The organism is Delftia sp. WSY_12 (assembly GCF_043104645.1).
Lineage (GTDB): Bacteria > Pseudomonadota > Gammaproteobacteria > Burkholderiales > Burkholderiaceae_C > Comamonas > Comamonas tsuruhatensis.
The window spans coordinates 25,414-44,864 of record NZ_JBICKW010000024.1; the positions used below are offsets into that span (position 1 = coordinate 25,414).

At 68.7% G+C, this 19,451-nt stretch carries 21 protein-coding genes; 8 read left to right on the top strand and 13 right to left on the bottom strand.

All coding sequences use genetic code 11. The features are described 5' to 3' along the window. Nucleotides 1-2: 2 nt before the first annotated feature. The 4 genes from metC to ACF8LI_RS15065 all read right to left on the bottom strand — a co-directional run bounded on the left by metC (nt 3) and on the right by ACF8LI_RS15065 (nt 4,661). A complete protein-coding gene (gene metC, locus ACF8LI_RS15050; protein WP_392413185.1) occupies nt 3-1,232 on the bottom strand; it encodes a cystathionine beta-lyase in 1,230 nt (409 codons plus the stop codon). Then, entirely contained in the window at nt 1,232-2,230 is a 999-nt protein-coding gene (locus ACF8LI_RS15055; RefSeq protein WP_097204596.1) for a tripartite tricarboxylate transporter substrate binding protein, read from the bottom strand. Before ACF8LI_RS15055 ends, metC begins: the two co-directional genes overlap by 1 nt. A gap of 191 nt (nt 2,231-2,421) precedes the next feature. Continuing rightward, a complete protein-coding gene (locus ACF8LI_RS15060; protein ID WP_043792265.1) occupies nt 2,422-3,993 on the bottom strand; it encodes a rhodanese-like domain-containing protein in 1,572 nt (523 codons plus the stop codon). Nucleotides 3,994-4,124: 131 nt separating this feature from the next. Continuing rightward, complete coding sequence (locus tag ACF8LI_RS15065; protein ID WP_046239474.1) at nt 4,125-4,661, bottom strand: cysteine dioxygenase family protein; 537 nt, start codon at nt 4,659-4,661, stop codon at nt 4,125-4,127. Between the two features lie 159 nt (nt 4,662-4,820). On the opposite strand from ACF8LI_RS15065, the gene ACF8LI_RS15070 reads away from it, so the two are divergent. From ACF8LI_RS15070 to ACF8LI_RS15085, 4 genes are all read left to right on the top strand, one after another. Next, nucleotides 4,821-5,681 carry a LysR substrate-binding domain-containing protein gene (locus tag ACF8LI_RS15070; RefSeq protein ID WP_013800147.1) on the top strand — a complete coding sequence of 287 codons (861 nt, stop codon included), beginning with the start codon at nt 4,821-4,823 and terminating at the stop codon, nt 5,679-5,681. Nucleotides 5,682-5,842: 161 nt separating this feature from the next. After that, nucleotides 5,843-6,169 carry a DUF3649 domain-containing protein gene (locus ACF8LI_RS15075; protein WP_013800146.1) on the top strand — a complete coding sequence of 109 codons (327 nt, stop codon included), beginning with the start codon at nt 5,843-5,845 and terminating at the stop codon, nt 6,167-6,169. Continuing rightward, a complete protein-coding gene (locus tag ACF8LI_RS15080; protein ID WP_392413188.1) occupies nt 6,166-7,875 on the top strand; it encodes a PepSY-associated TM helix domain-containing protein in 1,710 nt (569 codons plus the stop codon). The genes ACF8LI_RS15075 and ACF8LI_RS15080 overlap by 4 nt, the downstream gene beginning before the upstream one ends. Beyond that, the gene (locus ACF8LI_RS15085) at nt 7,872-8,153 is read left to right on the top strand and encodes a DUF3325 domain-containing protein (protein WP_278537384.1); all 282 of its coding nucleotides are present in this window, start codon (nt 7,872-7,874) and stop codon (nt 8,151-8,153) included. Before ACF8LI_RS15080 ends, ACF8LI_RS15085 begins: the two co-directional genes overlap by 4 nt. A 17-nt stretch (nt 8,154-8,170) precedes the next feature. Here ACF8LI_RS15085 and ACF8LI_RS15090 read toward each other — a convergent pair whose 3' ends face one another. Continuing rightward, nucleotides 8,171-8,962: an SDR family NAD(P)-dependent oxidoreductase gene (locus ACF8LI_RS15090; protein WP_392413191.1), complete on the bottom strand. Its 792-nt coding sequence runs from the start codon at nt 8,960-8,962 to the stop codon at nt 8,171-8,173. A gap of 93 nt (nt 8,963-9,055) precedes the next feature. Here ACF8LI_RS15090 and ACF8LI_RS15095 point away from each other — a divergent pair, with 93 nt between their 5' ends. From ACF8LI_RS15095 to ACF8LI_RS15110, 4 genes are all read left to right on the top strand, one after another. After that, complete coding sequence (locus ACF8LI_RS15095) at nt 9,056-9,991, top strand: LysR family transcriptional regulator (protein WP_043780301.1); 936 nt, start codon at nt 9,056-9,058, stop codon at nt 9,989-9,991. 260 nt (nt 9,992-10,251) lie between these two features. Next, the gene (locus ACF8LI_RS15100; protein WP_373791478.1) at nt 10,252-11,025 is read left to right on the top strand and encodes a ferredoxin--NADP reductase; all 774 of its coding nucleotides are present in this window, start codon (nt 10,252-10,254) and stop codon (nt 11,023-11,025) included. 44 nt (nt 11,026-11,069) lie between these two features. Beyond that, complete coding sequence (locus tag ACF8LI_RS15105; RefSeq protein ID WP_016448668.1) at nt 11,070-11,876, top strand: IclR family transcriptional regulator; 807 nt, start codon at nt 11,070-11,072, stop codon at nt 11,874-11,876. Between the two features lie 145 nt (nt 11,877-12,021). Then, the gene (locus tag ACF8LI_RS15110; RefSeq protein WP_016448669.1) at nt 12,022-12,795 is read left to right on the top strand and encodes an SDR family oxidoreductase; all 774 of its coding nucleotides are present in this window, start codon (nt 12,022-12,024) and stop codon (nt 12,793-12,795) included. 92 nt (nt 12,796-12,887) lie between these two features. Here ACF8LI_RS15110 and ACF8LI_RS15115 read toward each other — a convergent pair whose 3' ends face one another. From ACF8LI_RS15115 to ACF8LI_RS15150, 8 genes are all read right to left on the bottom strand, one after another. Then, the gene (locus ACF8LI_RS15115; RefSeq protein ID WP_026062357.1) at nt 12,888-13,187 is read right to left on the bottom strand and encodes a HigA family addiction module antitoxin; all 300 of its coding nucleotides are present in this window, start codon (nt 13,185-13,187) and stop codon (nt 12,888-12,890) included. A gap of 42 nt (nt 13,188-13,229) precedes the next feature. Then, nucleotides 13,230-13,511, bottom strand: coding sequence for a type II toxin-antitoxin system RelE/ParE family toxin (locus ACF8LI_RS15120; protein WP_016452144.1), 282 nt, complete (start codon nt 13,509-13,511; stop codon nt 13,230-13,232). A gap of 129 nt (nt 13,512-13,640) precedes the next feature. Beyond that, a complete protein-coding gene (locus ACF8LI_RS15125) occupies nt 13,641-14,816 on the bottom strand; it encodes an ABC transporter substrate-binding protein (RefSeq protein WP_016452145.1) in 1,176 nt (391 codons plus the stop codon). Nucleotides 14,817-14,993: 177 nt separating this feature from the next. Further along, a complete protein-coding gene (locus ACF8LI_RS15130; protein ID WP_349614698.1) occupies nt 14,994-15,701 on the bottom strand; it encodes an ABC transporter ATP-binding protein in 708 nt (235 codons plus the stop codon). Beyond that, entirely contained in the window at nt 15,688-16,452 is a 765-nt protein-coding gene (locus ACF8LI_RS15135) for an ABC transporter ATP-binding protein (protein WP_013800137.1), read from the bottom strand. The genes ACF8LI_RS15130 and ACF8LI_RS15135 overlap by 14 nt, the downstream gene beginning before the upstream one ends. After that, nucleotides 16,439-17,413, bottom strand: coding sequence for a branched-chain amino acid ABC transporter permease (locus tag ACF8LI_RS15140; RefSeq protein WP_012202200.1), 975 nt, complete (start codon nt 17,411-17,413; stop codon nt 16,439-16,441). The genes ACF8LI_RS15135 and ACF8LI_RS15140 overlap by 14 nt, the downstream gene beginning before the upstream one ends. Further along, nucleotides 17,414-18,277, bottom strand: a complete 864-nt coding sequence (locus tag ACF8LI_RS15145; protein WP_016448674.1) for a branched-chain amino acid ABC transporter permease — start codon at nt 18,275-18,277, stop codon at nt 17,414-17,416. It abuts the gene before it with no gap. A gap of 220 nt (nt 18,278-18,497) precedes the next feature. Beyond that, nucleotides 18,498-19,436 (bottom strand): LysR family transcriptional regulator, encoded by a 939-nt coding sequence (locus ACF8LI_RS15150; RefSeq protein WP_016448675.1) that lies wholly within the window; start codon nt 19,434-19,436, stop codon nt 18,498-18,500. Nucleotides 19,437-19,451: the final 15 nt, after the last annotated feature.

Consider the following 19,451-nt stretch of genomic DNA (forward strand, 5'->3'; position numbering starts at 1 on the left):
GCTCAGGCAGGCATGTCCAGCGCCGCCAGCCCCTGCTCCAGGTCGGCGATGAGGTCGCGCGGCGACTCCAGGCCGATGTGCAGGCGCACCACGGGCCCGCGCGCACTCCAGTCGGTGACGCTGCGCGCCTGCGCCATGTGCGCGGCCGTCGCCAGGCTCTCGTAGCCGCCCCAGGAGGCGCCGATGCCGAAGAGGCGCAGGCCGTCGATGAAGCGGTCCACGGCGGCCTCGGCGGTGCCGGGCTGCAGCTCCAGAGACAACAGGCCGTTGGTGCCCTGGCAGTCGCGCAGCCACAGCGCATGGCCGGGGTGCGTGGGCAGCGCGGGGCAGAACACGGTGGCCACGGCCGGGTGCTGCTGCAGCCAGTGCGCCACCTCCAGCGCATGCGCCTCGTGCATCTGCAGCCGTGCGGCCAGCGAGCGCATGCCGCGCAGCACCAGCCAGGCATCGTCGGGGCTGACCGCCATGCCGAAGGCATCGCAGCGCGCGGCCACCGGCTCCCAGGCGGCCTCGGTGGTGGCCACGGTGCCCATCATCACGTCGGAGTGGCCCGACAGGTACTTGGTGGCTGCCATCACCGAGACATCGGCCCCCAGCGCCAGCGGCCGGTACTGGCAGCCCGACCCCCAGGTGTTGTCGGCCACGACCAGGGCGCCGCGCGCATGGGCCATGGCCGCCAGCGCGGGCAGGTCGCACATTTCGTAGACCAGCGATCCCGGGCATTCGGCATAGACCATGCGGGTGTTGGGGCGCATGCGCGCCTGGGCGTCGCTGCCATCGGCCGCGAAGAAGTCGTACTCGATGCCGTAGGGCCGTAGCCATTGGCCGGCCAGGTGGCGCACAGGCTGGTAGGCGCTGTCGGTCAGCAGCACATGGTCGCCGGGGCGCAGGTAGCTGAGCAGGGCCATGGCGATGGCCGCCAGGCCGGTAGGCAGCAGCCGCGTGCGGTGGGCGCCTTCCAGCTCGCTGACGGCATCTTCCAGCGCAAAGCCGGTGGGCGTGCCGCGCGCGCCGTAGCTGAAGATGCGCTCGCCGGCGCGGCGCTCGCGCATCTCGCGCTGCTGTGCCGTGCTCTCGAACAGCACGGTGCTGGCGCGCACCAGGGGCGGGTTGACGGCCGTGCCGCCCGCATAGGCCGGGCGCTTGCCCGCATGCAGCAGCCGGGTCTGCAGGTCCAGCGCGGGGGCGTCAGGGGCGGATGCGCCAGGCACGGGGGCGTGTTCGGCAGCCATCAGTCGATCTTCGCGCCCGAGAGCTTGACCACGCGCGACCAGCGCTCCATGTCCTGGCGCAGCTGGGCGGCAAAGGCCTCGGGCGTATTGGCCACGACTTCGCTGCCGCCATCGACGACCAGCTTGGTCACTTCCGGCAGTTGCAGGGTGCGCACGATGGCGTCGTGCAGATAGGCCACGCGCTCGGGCGGCGTGCCGGCGGGTGCGAAGAAGCCGTACCAGTCCTCGAAGCGCGCATTGCGCAGGCCCAGTTCCTCCAGCGTGGGCACCTTGCCGAACACGCCGATGCGGCGCGGGCTGGTGACGGCCAACGCACGCACCTGGCCCGCCTGGATCATGCCGGCCACGGACGAGGTGGAGGTGATCAGCACGTCGACCTGCTGGCCCAGCAGATCGTTGATGGCCGGCCCCGCGCCCTTGTAGGGCACATGGGTCATGGGCACGCCGTTTTCCTTGGACAGCACCACGCCCACCAGGTGCGACAGCGTGCCGTTGCCGGGCGTGGCATAGGTGACGCGGCCCGGCTCGCCCTTGCTGCGCGCCACCAGGTCGGCAAAGCTCTTGAGGGGCGAGGCCGAGGCGACCACGATGGCCAGCGGCGCCGCGTTGATCTGCGTGATGGGCACGAAGTTCTTGAGCGGATCAAAGCCCGGCGCGCTGTAGAGCGCGGGGTTCACCGCCATCAGCGAGACCTGGCCCGTGAGCACGGTGTAGCCATCGGGCTTGGCCTCGGCCACGGCCTTGGCGCCGATGTTGCCGCCCGCGCCGCCCCGGTTTTCCACCACGGAGGGCTGGCCCGTGGCCTCGGTCAGCCGCGTGGTGACCCAGCGCGTGCTGGCGTCGTTGCCGCCGCCCGGCGGGAAGGGCGAGATGAAGCGGATCGGCTGGGCCGGATAGCCGTTGCGTGCGGCCAGCGGCTCGGCCGTGGCCTGCGAGAGCATGGCCAGGGCCGCGAGGCTGGCGGCCAGCATCCTGGCAAGGTTGAGAGTTGCGAACATGTCTTGTCTCCTGTCGTTATGTGATCTGATTTATGTCGCTCTACGGCAAGTCAGCGATATATGGCGCTGCCTTTGCAACTGACGCGACTTTGGCCAGGGGCACCAAGCAAGGGCCGCCCCCGCAGCGAGGGTGCCGTCCCCCTCACGCGCAGCGAGAGAGGGGGAAGCGGCGAAGCCGCTCAGGGGGAGCTTCATGCACTCGGCAGGCGGAAGGCGGCCAGTTCCTGGGCATCGAGCTGCGGCACCAGGCCCGTCTCCCAGGCCAGGTAGCGGCGTGCCGCTTCCTTGTTGCCGTCGTGGCGGTCGTGCACGAAGAACAGGTAGTCGATGCATTCGGCGTCGGTGGGGCTGTCGGGCGTGGCCTCGACGGGCAGGCCGGCCTGCTGCCATGCGGCCAGGCCGCCTTCGAGCAGCAGCGGCGCGGCGCCCTGCAGCTCCAGCGCGGCCCATTGCGCCATGCCGGGCTCGTCGGCCACCAGCACGATCTGGCGCGTCTCGCCGGCCAGATCGCTGGCCAAGCACGGGCGGATGGACCAGCGGGCCCCGGCGATGTGGCCTGCGCGGTACTTCATGCCCGCGCGCAGATCGACCACGGCCACCTCGTCCTGGCGCATGCGTTCGTGCAGGGCCTGCACCGCGATGCCTGCCAGTGCGGGGGCCTGGGGCAGCTGGGCCGGTGCCAGGTCCAGGCCGCTGTACAGGCCGCTCCGCAGCACGCAGGCGTCATGGCCGAGCTGGCGCAGCCAGCTGGCCACCACGGGGGCGCGCACGCCATCGCTGTCGAACAGCACCAGGCGCGCACCGCGCACGCCCACGTACTGGTCGCCGGCCTGCATGAGCTGGCCGCCGGGCGTGTGCTGGGCGCCGGGCAGCGAGCCGGCCTTGAATTCCTCGGGCGTGCGCACATCGCACAGGAACAGCGTGCGCGCAGCATCCTGGCTCCAGGCGCGCACGGTGTCGGCATCGACCTCGGGCACGTCGAAGCGTTCGGCCAGGGCGCGGGCCTGTGCTTGCAGCGCGCTGCTGGCCGAGTCGTCGCCATAGCGCTGCGTGCCGCCATGCTCCAGCGGCAGGTCGGCCAGGTACCAGCCCTGGGTGCCGTTTTCCAGCGCGTAGACGGGGTTGGGAATGCCCAGGTTGATCAAGGTCTGCGCGCCGATGATGGAGCGCGTGCGGCCCGCGCAATTGACCACGATGGGCGTGGCCGCATCGGGCACCAGGCGGCTCACGCGCAGCGCCAGCTCGCCATTGGGGCAGCAGATGGCGCCGGGGATGTTCATCTTGTGGAACTCGGAGACGGGCCGGCCGTCCAGCACCACCAGGGGCAGGCCCGCCGCCTGGCGCGCCGCCAGCTGCTGGGCCGTGATGCGCGGCGTGCCGTAGGCGTGCTCGGCCAGTTCGCCAAAGGTCTTGGAGGGCAGGTTCACGCCGGCGAACAGCGTGTAGCCTGCCGCGCTCCAGGCCTGGGTGCCGCCTTCCAGCACAGACACCTGGGTGTAGCCCAGGGCTTCGAGGCGGCGCGCGGCGCGCCCGGCCACGCCCGCGCTGGCATCGCCCTCGCCACCGTCGTAGGTGACGACGCGCACCTGCCTGCGCGGCACCAGGCGGGGCACATCCAGCTCCAGCCGGCTGTAGGGCAGGGGCGTGGCGTAGAACAGGTGCGACTCGCCGTACTGGCCGTGCTCGCGCACGTCGAGCAGCGCGATCTCCTGGCCGTCGTGCAGCCAGGATTTGAGGGTGTGGGCGTCAATGGATGCGGTCATTGCATGCGGTCCGGGAAAAAGATCGGCAAGGAATTTCGGGCAAAGCCCTGCCACGCGCGCCCCGTGGGGCGCGCTGCGGCATGGACAGGGAAAAGGCAGGAAGCGGGAGGTAGCGGCCGGAAGGCCGGGGCTCAGCGGCGCGTCTGCACGCCGATGGCCATGGTCTGGCAGGTGCCGGCGGCCAGGTCGTAGCTGGTGCGCTCGTTGAGCGTCTCCAGCGCGCGGCCGTACATGTGCAGGTGGCGGATGACCTGCTCGCCCTGGATCTCCACGGAGTGGATGTCCTCGGGCATGAGGGCGATGCCCTGGCCTGGCGCCACCACCACGAGATCCGTCTCGCGCAGCGTGCCCTTGCCGGGGACGGAGCCGTCGTCGGTGCGCTCGTAGACGCGGTTGTGCTCCGTGCCTTCCACGGCGGCAATGCAGGCCCAGGTCGTGTGGTTGTGCGGCACGATGCGCTTGCCCGGGCGCATGACGTTGAGGTACAGCGCATAGCTCTGGTCGGCGTCCTCGGCGATCAGGTAGCGCGCCTGGTGCTCGCCCTCTTCGGGCGCGGCGTAGTCGGCCTGCTGCCAGAAGTCTCGGCGCGCGGCCAGGCCCAGCAGCTGCTGGAGCACGGCGTCCAGGCTGGCGCGCGTGGCAGCGCCTTCGCCAATGGCCTGCTTCATGTGGTCGATGGCCGCTGTCACGGCGGCGCTGCGCTGTTCGGTGATGGTGGTGGTGGTGTTCAAAGGGGACTCCTTGTCGTCGTTGAAGCCCACTGTAGTGAGGCGTCCGGCCCGCAACAATCCACGCACCCTCAACAAATACTTCAATAAAATTGAAGTATGGAGACGCTTGACCTGGACCTGCTGCGCACCCTGGCCGCCATTGCCAGCCACGACAGCTTTGCCGCCGCCGCCGTGCAGATGGGCCGCACGCAATCGGCCATCACCCAGCAGATGCAGCGGCTGGAGGAGAAGATCGGCCACGCGCTGTTCGAGAAGCAGGGCCGGCAAAAACGCCTCACCGACCACGGCCAGCGCCTGCTGGGCTATGCGCGCCACATGCTGGCCATCCACGACGAGGCGCTGCGCAACCTGCAGCACCGCCAGGTGCAGGGCCTGGTGCGCATTGGCGCACCGCACGACGCGGCCGACAACATGCTGCCGCCCGTGCTGCAGGAGATCGCGCTGAACTTTCCGGGCATGCAGATCGACATCCATGTGGGGCGCAGCCCGTTCCTGATGGAGTCGCTCAAGCAGGGCGAGCTGGACCTGGCCATCTCCAACCGCGAGGATGAAGGCTTCGAGGGCTTTGCCCTGCGCTCCACACCCACGGTCTGGCTGTGCGGCGCGGGCTATGCCCATGACCCGGGCAAGCCCGTGCCCCTGGTCATGGCCGACGGGCCCAGCATCTTCCGGCGCCTGGGCTGCGATGCGCTGGATGCGGCCGGCATTGCCTGGACGCCGCGCCACACCTGCACCAGCCTGGTGGGCATACGCGCAGCGCTGCGCGCCGGCCTGGGCGTGACGGCACGCGGCGTGGAGCAGCTCGACCCGGGCCTGCGCGTGCTGGGCGCGGGCGACGGCATGCCGCCGCTGCCGGACCTGGCCTACCGCCTGTACATCCGCAGCCATGTGATCAGCCCCGTGACACGCCAGATCTTCGAGAACCTTCAGGCCCGCATGCGCCAGCCGGCGGGCTGAGCGCCGGGGCGCTTGGCACGCAGCAGCGCTGGATGTGGCGGCGCTGGATGTGGCGGCGCACTTGACTGCACCGCTTGTAATGGGACTTATTCTCAAATAACATCCGCGCCACCGCCGCCCCCTCCGGCCGGCGTTTTTCGAGCCTTTCCAGGCCCCGTGCCATGCCATCTCCCACTCTTGCCCGCACCCATGACTGGTTCCGTGACTGGTTCCGTGACTACGGGCCGCTGATCTCCCGCATCCTCGCCGCGCTGTTTGGCGGCTACGCCGTGGCGGCGCTGGCCAGCGTGGCCGTGCTGGCCCTGCCCGCAGACCGCACGCAGGCGGCGATCTCGGGCACCTTGCTGAGTTTTGCCGTCTACGCGGGCGCGGTGATCTGGGTGTTTGCCGTGCGCAGCGCCACGCGCGCCTGGGCCGGCCTGCTGGTCGCCGCCCTGGTGCTGGCGCCTGCCGCGTGGTGGACCTGGGGCAAGGGGCTGGGCGCATGAACACGAACACCACGAACACCGCGGACACCACGAACATGGCAGGCAAGCCCGCCAAGCCTGCGAAAGCGGCCAAGGCACCCGGCATCCGCCAGACCATGTCCGACCTGCACACCTGGGTCGGCCTGCTGCTGGGCTGGTTCCTCTACGCCATGTTCCTCACGGGCACGGTGAGCTATTTCAGGAACGAGATCACGCAGTGGATGCAGCCCGAGCAGCCGCACCAGAGCCAGGCGAGCGAGCCCGCGCTCGTGGCCCAGCGGATCGGCGACGCCATGGCGCATGTGGCGCCGCAAAGCCCGCAATGGCTGATCAACCTGCCCGATGCGCGCAGCACGGTGGCCACGGTGTTCTGGAGCCCGCCGCAGACCGAAAAGGGCGCCAGGCGCCGCTTCGAGAACGGCCGCTTCGACCCGGCCACCGGCACGCGCCTCGAAGGCCCGGTGCGCGAGACGCGCGGCGGCGAGTTCTTCTACCGCTTCCACTTCCAGTTCCACTACATGCCCGTGCTCTGGGGCCGCTATCTGGCGGGGCTGTGCGCCATGTTCATGCTGGTGGCCATCGTCAGCGGGGTGATCACGCACAAGAAGATCTTTGCCGACTTCTTCACCTTCCGCTGGGGCAAGGGCCAGCGCTCCTGGCTGGACGCGCACAACGCGCTGTCCGTGCTGGGCCTGCCCTTTCACCTGATGATCACGTACACCGGCCTGGTGACGCTGGCCCTGATGTACATGCCCTGGGCCAGCCTGGCCACCACCATGACGCCCGAGCAGCGCGTGGTGGCAGGCCAGCAGCTCAGCGCCTTCGTTCCGGCTGGCAAGCCCTCGGGGCAGGCCGCGCCCCTGGCACCGCTGGCCGACATGGTGCGCCAGGCCGAGCAGCGCTGGGGCGCGGGCCAGGTGGAGCGCCTGAACGTCAACCTGCCCGGCGATGCCAAGGCCAGCGTGGTCGTGGTGCGCGGCGACAACGGCCGCGTCTCCATCAGCCCGCAGTTCATGACGTTCGACGGCGTCAGCGGCCAACTGCTCAAGGCCCAGGACAGCGTGGGCGCCGCCGCCGAGACGCGCGGCGTGCTCTATGCGCTGCACATGGGCCGCTTCGGCGACCTGCCCACGCGCTGGCTGTACTTCATCGTCAGCCTTGCGGGCACGGCCATGGTGGGAACGGGACTGGTGCTGTGGAACGTGAAGCGGCGCAGCAAGCTGCCTGATCCGGACAGGCCGCATTTCGGCTTCCGGCTCGTGGAACGGCTGAACATCGCCACCATCGCCGGCCTGTCCATCGGCATGGCCGGCATGCTCTGGGCCAATCGCCTGCTGCCGGTGGAGATGGCGCAGCGCGCCGAGTGGGAGGTGCACGCCATGTTCATCGCCTGGGGCGCCACCCTGTTCTGGGCGATGGGCCGGCCCGCCAAGCGGGCCTGGATCGAGTTGCTGTGGGCCGGCGCCGCCGCCCTGGCCCTGCTGCCAGTGGTCAACGCGCTGACCACGGAGCGCGGCCTGATCACCAGCCTGCGCGCGGGCGACTGGGTGTTCGCGGGCATGGACCTCATGCTGCTGGCCCTGGCCGCACTGCATGCCCATCTGGCCCTGCGCACCCAGCGCCACCAGCCCAAGGCCAAACCGGTGCGCGCCGCCCGGCCCGCGCCCAAGGCAGCCACTGCAGCAGCCGCCACGGCAGTGGCCGCCGCAGCGGAGACCAGCGCATGAGCATGGCCCATCTGTTCTGTCAGCTGCTGGCCCTGGGCGCCTTCGCCTGCCTGGCCCTGGCCATGGACCGCCACCAGAGCGACCTGTTCGGCAAGGAACTGCCATCTGCCCACACACGGCGCCTGCGCGCGGCCGGCTGGGTGCTGCTGGCGCTGTCGCTGTGGGCGGCGCTGCAGGTGGAGCCCTGGTCGCTGGGGCTGGTGGCCTGGTTCGGCCACATCGCCACCGCAGCGGCCATCGTGCTGCTGTCCATGGTGGCGCGCGAGCGGCTGCGCTGACGGCCCTCCCGGCGCCTTCAGAGAAACATGCCGCCCGACGCCTCGACGCGCTGGCCCTGCACCCAGCCCATGCCGGGCTGCAGCAGGGCGGCCATCACGGGGCCGATGTCGTCGGGCTGGCCCACGCGGCCCAGCGCCGTCTGGCTGGCCAGGGCGGCGCCCATCTGCGCATCGTCGCGCACACGGCCACCGCCAAAATCCGTGGCGATCGCGCCCGGCGCCACCGTGTTGACGCGAATGCCGCGCGCCCCCAGTTCGCGCGCAAGGTAGCGCGTCAGCACCTCCACCCCGCCCTTCATGGATGCATAGGCCGCATAGCCCGGCTGGGTGAAGCGCGTGAGCCCGCTGGACAGATGGATGATGCTGCCGCCATCGCGCAGCAGGGGCAGCAGGTGCTGGCTCAGGAAGAACGGCGCCTTCAGGTGGATGGCGACCAATTCATCGAACTGCGCCTCGGTGGTGGTGGCGAATGGCGCGTTGATGCCGATGCCGGCGTTGTGCACCAGCGCATCGAGGCGGTCGGCCTGCCAGGTATCGGCCAGCGCCTGGCGCACGCGGGCCGCAAAGTCCGCAAAGCCCGCGCTGCGCGCCACGTCCAGCTGCAGGGCGGCGGCCCGCCCGCCCAGCGCCTCGATGGCGGCCACGGCGGCCTGGGCCTCGTCGGCACGCTCACGGTAGGTCAGCACCACGTCCAGGCCCTGGCGCGCCAGGTGCCCGGCCGTATTGCGGCCCAGGCCGCGGCTGCCGCCCGTGATGAGGACGATGCGGCGGGCGGCAGGGGAAGAAGCGGTCGAAGGAGAAGCTGTCATGGCGGACCTCGTTAGGTGGTTTGCAATGACAGCGACTGTATTGAAGGTCGATTTTTGGATAAATTGGCTGTTTCTGATTTATTTGTTCGCCTCATGCAAACAATCAAGCTTCTGGAGCAGATGCAGATCTTCAGCCGCGTGGCCGAGATGGCCAGCTTCACGCGTGCGGCCGACAGCATGGGTTTGCCCAAGGCCAGCGTCTCCCAGGCCGTGCAGCAACTGGAGGCGCGGCTGGGCACGCGGCTGCTGCACCGGACCACGCGGCGCGTGCAGCTCACCCAGGACGGCCAGGCCTGCTACGAACGCTGCCAGGACCTGCTGGCCGACGTGGACGAGTTCCAGGGCCAGTTCCAGCAGGCCGGCGACGCGCCGCTGCAGGGCAAGGTCCGGCTGGACATGACCACGGGCCTGGCGCGCCACGTCGTCATGCCCTTGCTGCCGCAACTGCTGCAAAGCCATCCGGCGCTGGAGCTGGAGCTGAGCTGCACCGAGCGCCGCGTGGACCTGGTGCGCGAAGGCTTTGATTGCGTGCTGCGCCTGGGCCCCGTGGACGAGCCCGGCCTGGTGGCACGCCCTCTGGGCCTGGTGGCGCTGGCCACCTGCGCCAGCCCCGGCTATGTCCAGGCCCACGGGCTGCCCGCCACGCTGCAGGATCTGGGCGGTCACCGGCTGGTGCACTACCAGCGCACGCTGGGCGCGCGGCCGCTGGGCTTCGAGTACGAGGAGGATGGCCAGCCCCGGTACCTGCCGATGGCGGGCGCGCTCACCGTGAACAACGCCGAGGCGTATCTCGCGGCCTGCCAGGCCGGCCTGGGCCTGATCCAGGTTCCGCGCCTGGCCGTGCAGCCGCTGCTGGACGCAGGGGAACTGGTCGAGGTGCTGCCCCGCCACCCGCCGCCGCCCATGCCGCTGTACCTGATCTACGCCCAGCGCCGCCAATTGCCGCGCCGCGTGCGCGTGCTCATGGATTGGCTGGCCGAAGCGGTCCTGCCCTGGACGCTTGGCGCTGGCCCGGCCGAAAAGCCCTAGCGAGCGCTGCAGCGATTCAGCCAGCGTCATTTTGCTTATCACTAATCCGTATCAAGACAAAGGTTCGCGCCTGCCCCTTTTGACGCCATTTACCGGACAATAGCGACCTTGCCCCGGTCACCGGCCGCCACGAAGCAGCGGCAACGCGCACACCGCGCCTGCCCCCTGTGCTTCCCGCCACCGCGTGCCTGAATGGCACTGACCTCTCATTGCAACGTCCCGGCGGGCACTGCCTGCCCCGAATTCACCGTATTGCCAACATGAGTGCTTTTCTTGAAGAACGCGTGCTGTCCGTCCACCACTGGACCGACCGCCTTTTCTCCTTCACCACCACCCGTGACACCGCGCTGCGCTTTTCCAACGGCCATTTCACGATGATCGGGCTGAAGGTCGACGGCAAGAACCTGCTGCGTGCCTACTCCATCGCCAGCCCCAACTACGAGGAGCACCTCGAGTTCCTGTCGATCAAGGTGCCCGACGGTCCGCTGACCTCGCGCCTGCAGAACATCCAGGTCGGCGACACCATCCTCGTCGGCAAGAAGCCCACGGGCACGCTGCTGATCGACTACCTGCTGCCCGGCAAGAACCTGTACCTGATCGGCACCGGCACGGGCCTGGCCCCCTGGCTGGCCGTGGCGCGCGACCCCGAGACCTACGAGCGCTACGAGAAGGTGGTCGTGGTGCACGGCGTGCGCCATGCCAACGAGCTGGCCTACCAGGAGCTGTTCGAGAAGGAACTGCCCGAGCATGAATTCCTCGGCGAAATCGTCAAGGACAAGCTGGTCTACTACCCCACGGTGACGCGCGAGCCCTTCCGCAACCAGGGCCGCATCTCCAACCAGATCACGGCCGGAACCTTCCCGCAGAACATCGGCCTGCCCGAGCTCAACCCCGAGACCGACCGCGTCATGCTGTGCGGCAGCCCCGCCATGCTGAACGAACTCAAGGAGCTGCTGGAGCACCGCGGCTTCAAGGAAGGCAACACCACCACGCCCGGCGACTTCGTGGTCGAGCGCGCCTTCGTCGAGAAGTAAAGCCCACGACACCCCGTGGCGGGGCGGCTGCCGATAATCGGCGCATGCCGCCCTCCTCCCTTCCTTCAGCCCCGCCAGGCGACGAAGACCGCAACTTCATCGTCGCACTGGCGCGCGGGCTGGACGTGCTGTCGTGCTTTCGCTCCGGCGAGAAGCTGCTGGGCAACCAGGACATCGCCAGGCGCTGCGGACTGCCCAAGTCCACGGTCTCGCGCCTCACGCACACGCTGACCACGCTGGGTTACCTCATCCATGTGCCCGAAGAGGGCAAATACCGCCTGGGCACGGCCACGCTGGCGCTGGGCAGCGCCATGCTCTCGCGCCTGGACGTGCGCCAGATCGCGCGCCCGCTGATGCGCAAGCTGGCGGCCGCCACCGATGCCGAGGTGGCCCTGGCCACGCGCGACCGGCACAACATGGTCTACATCGAGCACTGCCCCAGCGCGCGCTTCATGCACCGCGACCTGGACATGGGCTCGCGCATTCCCCTGGCCACCACGGCCGTGGGCCGTGCCTGGCTGGCCGCCAGCCCCGCGTCCGAGCGCCAGCGCGCGCTGGACTATCTGCAGTCTCACGCGCCCGAGCAATGGGCCGCCGCACAGGCCCAGCTGCCGCTATGGCCGGAGGCAGGCAACCAGCCCCAGCCCTGGCTGTCGCGCTCGTTCGGCGACTGGCAGCCCGAGGTCAACGCCATCGCCCTGGCCTTCTCGCCGGGGCGCGGCCTGCCGCTGATGGCCGTCAGCCTGGGCGGACCCTCGCGCTTCGTCACGGCCGACGCGCTGCGCCAGGACGGCGTGCCCGCGCTGCAGCGCATGGTGCGTCGGCTGCAGCAGGACATCGACAGGGCCTGAACGCCTGTCCCGCAGGTGCCCGCGCGGTACCGCTCAGCACGGCGCAGCACGGCAAAGTAGCCAAGACGACAGCGTGCACGGTGCCGGCGCCCTAGCATGCAGGTGTTGCTCAACCACCAGAAACCCAAGCCAGGAGACATACAGCATGAGCGTGAAAGCATTGTTCGACCTCACGGGCAAGACCGCCCTGATCACCGGAGGCTCGCGCGGCCTGGGCCTGCAGATGGCCGAGGCGCTGGGCGAGATGGGCGCCCGCCTCGCCATCACGGCGCGCAAGTCCGATGAACTGGCCGAGGCCAAGGCCCACCTGCAGGGCCTGGGCTACCAGGTCGAGACCTTCACCAACGACCTGCAGAAGTTCGACACCATCCCCGCCCTGGTCGAGGACGTGCTGGCGCGCTGCGGCGACATCGACATCCTCGTCAACAACGCGGGCGCCACCTGGGGCGCCAAGGCCGAGGAATACCCGGACGAGGCCTGGAACAAGGTCATGAACCTCAACGTCTCCGCGCCCTTCTTCCTCACCCGAGAAGTGGCCAGGCGCGTGATGATCCCCAAGGGCCGGGGCAACGTGATCATCACGGCCTCGGTCGCGGCCTTCAAGGGCACGCCGCCCGGCATGAACACCGTGGCCTACAACACCTCCAAGGCGGCCGCCGTGCACCTGGCGCGCACCCTGGCCTCGGAATGGGGCCACTACGGCATCCGCGTCAACTCCATCTGCCCGGGCTTTTTCCCCAGCAAGCTGGCCAACGGCCTCATCGACAAGCTCGGCGACCAGCTCATCGCCCGCGCCCCGCTGCGACGCATCGGCGGCGAGGAGGACCTCAAGGGCGCCGTGGTCTACCTGGCGTCCGATGCATCGCGGCACATGACGGGGCAGGCGTTGGTGCTGGATGGTGGAGCGAGCTTGTTGTAAACAACGCAGCCCTGCAATGAGAAAGGCCCCTGTACCGCGGTGCAGGGGCCTTTCTTACGTGAGCCGCTGCGCAGCGACTCAGCATGTCTTCTTCAAGCCTGCAGAGCAAAGGGCTCGATGGACTCCAGTTCGTCGCCTATGGCCTCGCGCGCGATATCGGCGTCGTACTGGCTTTGCAGATTCATCCAGAACTCCACGGACGTGCCAAAGAAGCGCGCCAGGCGCAGCGCCGTATCCGCCGTGATGGAGCGGCCGTTCTTGACGATGGCCGCGATGCGTGTCTGCGGGACATGGATGGCCTGGGCCAGGCGGTATTGCGTCAGGCCCATGGGCTCCAGGAATTCAGTGGCCAGGATTTCGCCTGGCGTGGGGAGGTTCAAAGGTTTGTTCATGGTCAGCACTCCTGCGCCAGATCCAGGATCAACGCTTTCGCTTCAGTGGTAATCGACGATCTCCAGCTGACTCGGGCCTTCATGGGTCCACACAAAGCACACGCGCCACTGGTCATTGATGCGGATGCTGTGCTGCCCCTTGCGATCTCCGTGCAGCGCCTCCAGCCGGTTTCCGGGCGGGACCCTCAAGTCCTGAAGCACATGAGCGGCATGCAGCATCCGAAGCTTGCGCAGCGCGACCACTTCAATGCTGCTCCACCGACGCACCCGCCTCTGCTGGAACAGTTGCTCGGTGTCGGGGCACTTGAATGACTGGATCGTCATGGAAGCAAATAATAACGCGTCGCGTCAGTAACGTCAAACGTAAGTACCAGGCAACTGAGTCCACAAGAAAGCGCCTGGGCCAGATCAAGCTGGCACCAGGCGCTTTCGGTCGAAAAACTGAGCGGCGCTCTACTTGTTCGCCACCGTCATCACCGCCTCAATCTTGCCGTCGCGCACGGCCGCACCGCGTTCCGTGGTCAACGTGCCGCCACGGTCATCCACGCCCTTGACGCCGCCGGGGTTCACGTCGGGGCGCAGGGATTTGTAGGCCTCGTCGAGCTTGGCGTGGATGGCCTTGGTGTCCGAGGCCGAGCCGGCCAGCTGCATGGCCTTGACGGTGGCGTGCACGGCCGTGTAGTTCCACTGCGCCTCCGAGCCGGGGATGCGGCCCGGGTAGACCTTGCCGAAGCGTTCGACGAAGGCCTTGTTCTCGGGCTTGGTGTCCTCGGAGACGGGCATGACGCCGATGGCGCCTTCCAGCGGCGCATAGCCGCCGACCACGCGGGCCATTTCGTCGAGCTTGGCCTGGTCCATGACCACGAAGCCGCCCTTGAAGCCCAGCTCGCGCGCCTGCTTGACGACCAGGGCCGTGGGCTCGGAGGCGCCGCCCACGAAGAGCACGTCGGGCTTCTCGGCCAGGGCCTTGCTCACGCCGCTGTAGAAGTCGGTGGCGCGGTTGTAGCTCATGGCGTTCTCGGCCACCACGGTGCCGCCCAGCTTTTCCCAGCCGGGCTTGAAGGCGGCGACCCAGGCCTTGGCGTAGTCGTGGTCGGCGCCCACCAGGGCCACCTTCTTGCCGAAGCGGCCCATCACGTACTTGGAGAACGGGTCGATGTACGAGGTGAACTCGGGCGGGATGCGCAGGGTCAGCTTGTTGCCCCGGTTGGTGATCTGCGGCACCGAGCTGTAGGCCAGCACGATGAAGTTGCTGCGCTCGTTGGTGGTCTGCAGCGCGAAGATGCCGCCCGAATGCGGCACCAGGATGGCCGCCGTCTTGTGCTGCTGCACCAGGCGCTGGGCGTTGATCGCGGTCTCGGACGGGTTGTACTTGTCGTCCAGCGGCACGATCTCGATCTTGACCTTTTTGCCACCGATCTCGGGCGCTGCGGCATTGATCTCGGAGACGGCCATCTGCATGCCGTCGAGCACGTTCTTGCCGTACTGGGCAGCGCCGCCCGACAGCGGGCCCGAGTAGCCGATCTTGACCACCTCCTGCGCCAATGCAGGGCCGGCGGCGGCCACGGCGGCGCAGGCCAGGGCCAGCGTGCCCACCCTGCGGCGGGTCAATGGTGCGAATGCTGTCATGTCTGTCTCCTTGGATAGTGAAGAACGAATCGCTGCTGACGCAACGCATAAATCCGGCGCAGCCCAGACCAGGGGCGCCGAGCAAGGGCCGCCCCGCAGCGAGGGCGTCGTCCCCCTCCCTCGCGAAGCGAGAGAGAGGGGGAAGCCGCGCAGCGGCTCAGGGGGTGCAGTGTCATGTCATGCGCCGATGTACGCCTTGCGGATGGAGTCGTCGGCCAGCAATTCGGCCGGCTTGCCTTCGCGCACGATGCGGCCGCTTTCCATCACATAGGCGCGGTGCGCGATCTTCAGCGCCGCATAGGCGTTCTGCTCGGCCAGCAGCACGGTGGTGCCAGCGGCGTTGATGCGCTGGATGGCCTCGAACATCTGCTTGATGACCAGGGGCGCCAGGCCCAGCGAGGGCTCGTCCAGCAGCAGGGCCTGGGGCCGGCCCATCATGGCGCGGCCGATGGCCACCATCTGCTGCTGGCCGCCCGACAGCGAGCCGGCCGGGTCGTGCTGCTTCTCGCGCAGGATGGGAAACAGCTCCATCACCTCCTGCAGCGTCTTCTGGCTGGGTCCGGGGTCGCGGCGGTGCACGTAGGCGCCCAGCTGCAGGTTGCGCAGCACCGACATCTGGGGAAACAGCTTGCGCCCTTCGGGGCACTGCACCACGCCGGACTGCACGATGGTCGATGGCTTGCTGCCGGCCAGCTCCTTGCCATTCCAGACGATGGAGCCGCCCACGGCCTTGTGGATGCCGCTGGCCGTGAGGAACAGCGAACTCTTGCCCGCGCCGTTGGCGCCCAGCAGCACCACCAGCTCGCCCCGGTCGGCATGCAGGCTGACCCCGTCCAGCGCCAGGAAGCTGCCGTAGCGCAGCGACACGTTCTCAAACTTCAGCATGCTCGCTCCCCAGGTAGGCATCGATGACGGCGGGGTTGCGGCGTATTTCCTCGGGCGTGCCCTCGGCGATCTTCTCGCCGTAGCTGAGCACCAGGATCTTGTCGGCCAGGCTCATGATCATGCCCATCTTGTGCTCGATCAGCGCCACCGTGATGCCGTGGCGCACCAGCTTGCGGATCAGCTCGGCCAGGCCCTCGGTCTCCTCGGGGTTGACGCCGCCGGCAGGCTCGTCGAGCAGCATCAGCTTGGGGTCGGTGGCCAGGGCCAGCGCGAAGGCCACGCGCTTGCGCTCCTCCTGCGTGATGTCGCCCGCAATGCGGCCGGCCACATGCGACAGGCCCACGAAGTCCAGCGCGTCGCGCGCCTTTTCACGGCACACGCGCTCTTCCTCGCGCAGGCGGCTGGAGCCGCGCAGCACGTCCCACAGGCCTGAGCGCGTGCGCAGCCGGTGGCCCACGATGAGGTTGTCCAGCACCGTGGCGCGGTCGAACAGCGCCGTGGTCTGGAAGGTGCGCGCCACGCCCAGTTTCGCCACCTGGTCGGTGCGCAGCGAGGTCACGTCCTGGCCGTTGAAGGTGATGGTGCCCGAGGTGGGCTTGTGCACGCAGCTGATCAGGTTGAAGAACGTGGTCTTGCCCGCGCCGTTGGGGCCGATGATGGCGTTGATGCGGCCTTCCTCGATCACGGTGCTGACATCGTTGACGGCAGCCAGCCCGCCGAAGGTCTTGGTCAGGTGGTCAATCTTGAGCATGCGGCTTGCCCTCCTTGGCATTGCGGCGCGCGCGCCATGCGGTGAAGCTGCCCACCACGCCGTAGGGCATGAAGATCACCAGCATCACGAGAATCGGGCCGAAGACGATGAAGCGGTACTCCTGCAGGAACTGCAGGTACTGCGTGATCCAGGGCATGCCGATGGCGCCCAGCAGCGGCCCCAGCACCGTGCCCATGCCGCCGACCATGGCGAAGATCATCATGTCGAAGGTGTGGTGCACGCCGGCCATGTCGGGACCGATGAAGCGCACGAAGCCTGCGTACAGGCCGCCCGCCACGCCCGCGTAGACCACGCTCAGCATGAAGGCCAGCACCTTGTTGCGCATGAGGTTGATGCCCAGCGCCTCGGCCAGCTCGTCGCTGTTGCGGATGGCCATGAAGGTGCGGCCCAGCAGCGACCGGACGATGCGCCGCATCACCCAGACCGAGGCCACGAGGAAGGCCAGCACCAGGTAGTACAGCGCCAGCGGCGACTCGAAGCTCAGCGCGCCCAGGGCCTCGGGCGCGGGGATGCCCATGATGCCCACCGTGCCGTGGGTCAGGCCCTCCCACTTCTCGATCACGAGGAACATGATGTAGCCCACGCACAGCGTGAAGATCGAGAAGTAGTGCCCCTTCAGGCGCAGCGAGACGATGCCGATCAGGTAGCCCAGCACCGCGCACACCACGCCCGACATCACCAGCCCGCCCCAGAACGGCCAGCCATGGTCCACCGTGAGGATGCCCACGGTATAGGCGCCCGCGGCCATGAAGCCCGCATGCGCCAGATTGAGCTGGCCCGTGTAGCCCGTGATCAGGTTCAGGCCCAGCGTGGCGATGGCGAAGATGTAGGCCGTGCTCATCACTGTGAGGTGGTAGTCGTTGCCCGCCAGCCAGGGAAAGGCGATGCCGGCGGCCAGCAGCAGGCCCCAGGCAACGCGGGAGTCGATGAATCCGTTCATTCAATGACTCCTCTTGGCGAACAGGCCCTGAGGGCGCAGCGACAGGATCACCACCAGCAGCACGAAGGCGATGATGTCCTTGTAGTCGGTGGAGATGTAGTAGGCGCCGAAGCTCTCGGCAAAGCCGATGATCAGCCCGCCCAGCACGGCGCCCGGGATGCTGCCCATGCCGCCCAGGATGATGATCACGAAGGCCTTGGTGATGACCAGGTGACCCATGGCCGGATAGACCAGGTTGATGGGCGCATACAGCGTGGCCGCCACGGCCGCGAGCACGCCTGAGATGGCAAAGGTCAGCATGGATACGCGGTTGGCGTCGATGCCCACCATCGATGCGCCCTCGCGGTTCTGGGCCATGGCGATGATGGTCGAGCCCGTGGTGGTGCGCGTCAGGAACAGGTGCAGCGCCACCATCAGCGCAAAGGCCGCGACGATGATCAGCAGGCGCTGCGCAGGCGCCGTGATGCCGCCCATCTCCACGATGGAGGTATAGGGCGTGGGCATGCGCTGGAAGTCCGCGCCCCACAGCGCCTGGGCTCCGGCCTCCAGGAACAGCAGCAGCCCGATGGAGGCGATCTTGGGATGCAGGGGCGAGGCCTTGCGCAGCGGATGGAAGATCAGCCGCTCGCTGACGATGCCCAGCACCGCCACCGCCACCGCCGCCACCAGCATGGCCGCCCAGTAGCCCCAGCTCCAGGCCACCATGGCCTGGAAGGCCACGAAGGCGCCGATCATGTAGAAGCCCCCGTGCGCGAAGTTGGGCACGTGCAGGATGCCGTAGACCAGGGTCAGGCCCAGGGCCACGAGGCCATAGATGCCGCCCAGGGTCAGTCCGTTGAGCACTTGCTGCAGGAAGACGTCCATCACCGCCTCCCGCCTGCCGCCGCCGGTGGCCGCCACCGGACCAGGGTCTGTTCTCGCATTGCCTTGCCTCCTTGTTTGCTGTGAACCAGCTTAGGAGGCGGTGCCGTGCACCATCAACCCGAAGATTCCGCACAGCGGAATTCACCTGGGAAACCCCGAGGCGCAAACCGCTGCGGCAGTAACCTAGATGACAGGCGCAGGCCGGCAGGAGCGGGGAACGCTAGATGGACAGCGCCGGCAGGTTCTCGGGCAGGCCCTGCATGGAGCGCTGCGTGTGCTCGGCCACGAAGTCCAGGAAGCTGCGCACGCGCGCCGGCATGAACTTGCGCGTGGGCAGGGTGGCGTAGAGCGTGAATCGGCCCGTGGTCCATTCGGGCAGCACATGGCGCAGCCGGCCCGAGCGCAGGTGGCGCGCGATCAGGTCCAGCGGCTGGGTGCTGATGCCCGCGCCGTCCAGCGTGGCGCGCAGCAGCGTGCCCGTGTGGTTGGCCACCAGCACGGGGCGCACGGCCACCTCGACCTCGCCCGCGTTGCCGTCGAGCCGGCGCATGCGCAGCATGTCGGAGCGGCCCTGGATGCGCCGGCGCAGCAGGCACTGGTGGCCGGCCAGGTCCTCGGGCACGACAGGCACGCCATGGGCGTCCAGGTACTCGGGCGCGGCGCAGGCCAGGCCGCAGGTGGTGACGATGGGCCGGGCCACCACGTTGCCGTCGTAGCCCTCCTCGGCATTGACGAAGGTGATGTCGTATTCGCCCACGGCCGCCTCGCTGGCCGACTCCACGAAGACCTCGATGCAAATGCGCGGATGCAGGCGGTGGAAGTCCGCCACCAGCGGCGCCAGCACATGCTCGGCGAACACGGGCGGCGTGAGCACGCGCACGGCGCCAGACAACTCCAGCGTGTGCGCCTGGGCCAGGCTGAAGGCGTCCTCCACATCGGCCAGGATGCCGCGCACGCGCTCCAGGTAGGCCTCGCCAGCCTCGGTCAGCGAGACGCTTCGCGTGGTGCGCTGCAGCAGCCGCGTGCCCAGGTGCTGCTCCAGGTCGGCCACCAGGCGCGTGACCGTGGGCACGGACATGTCCAGGCGCCGCGCCGCCGCCGAAAACCCGGCCTCGTCGGCCACGGTCTGGAATACCCGCATGGTCTGCAATCGGTCCATCTTGTCCTTGGCCCC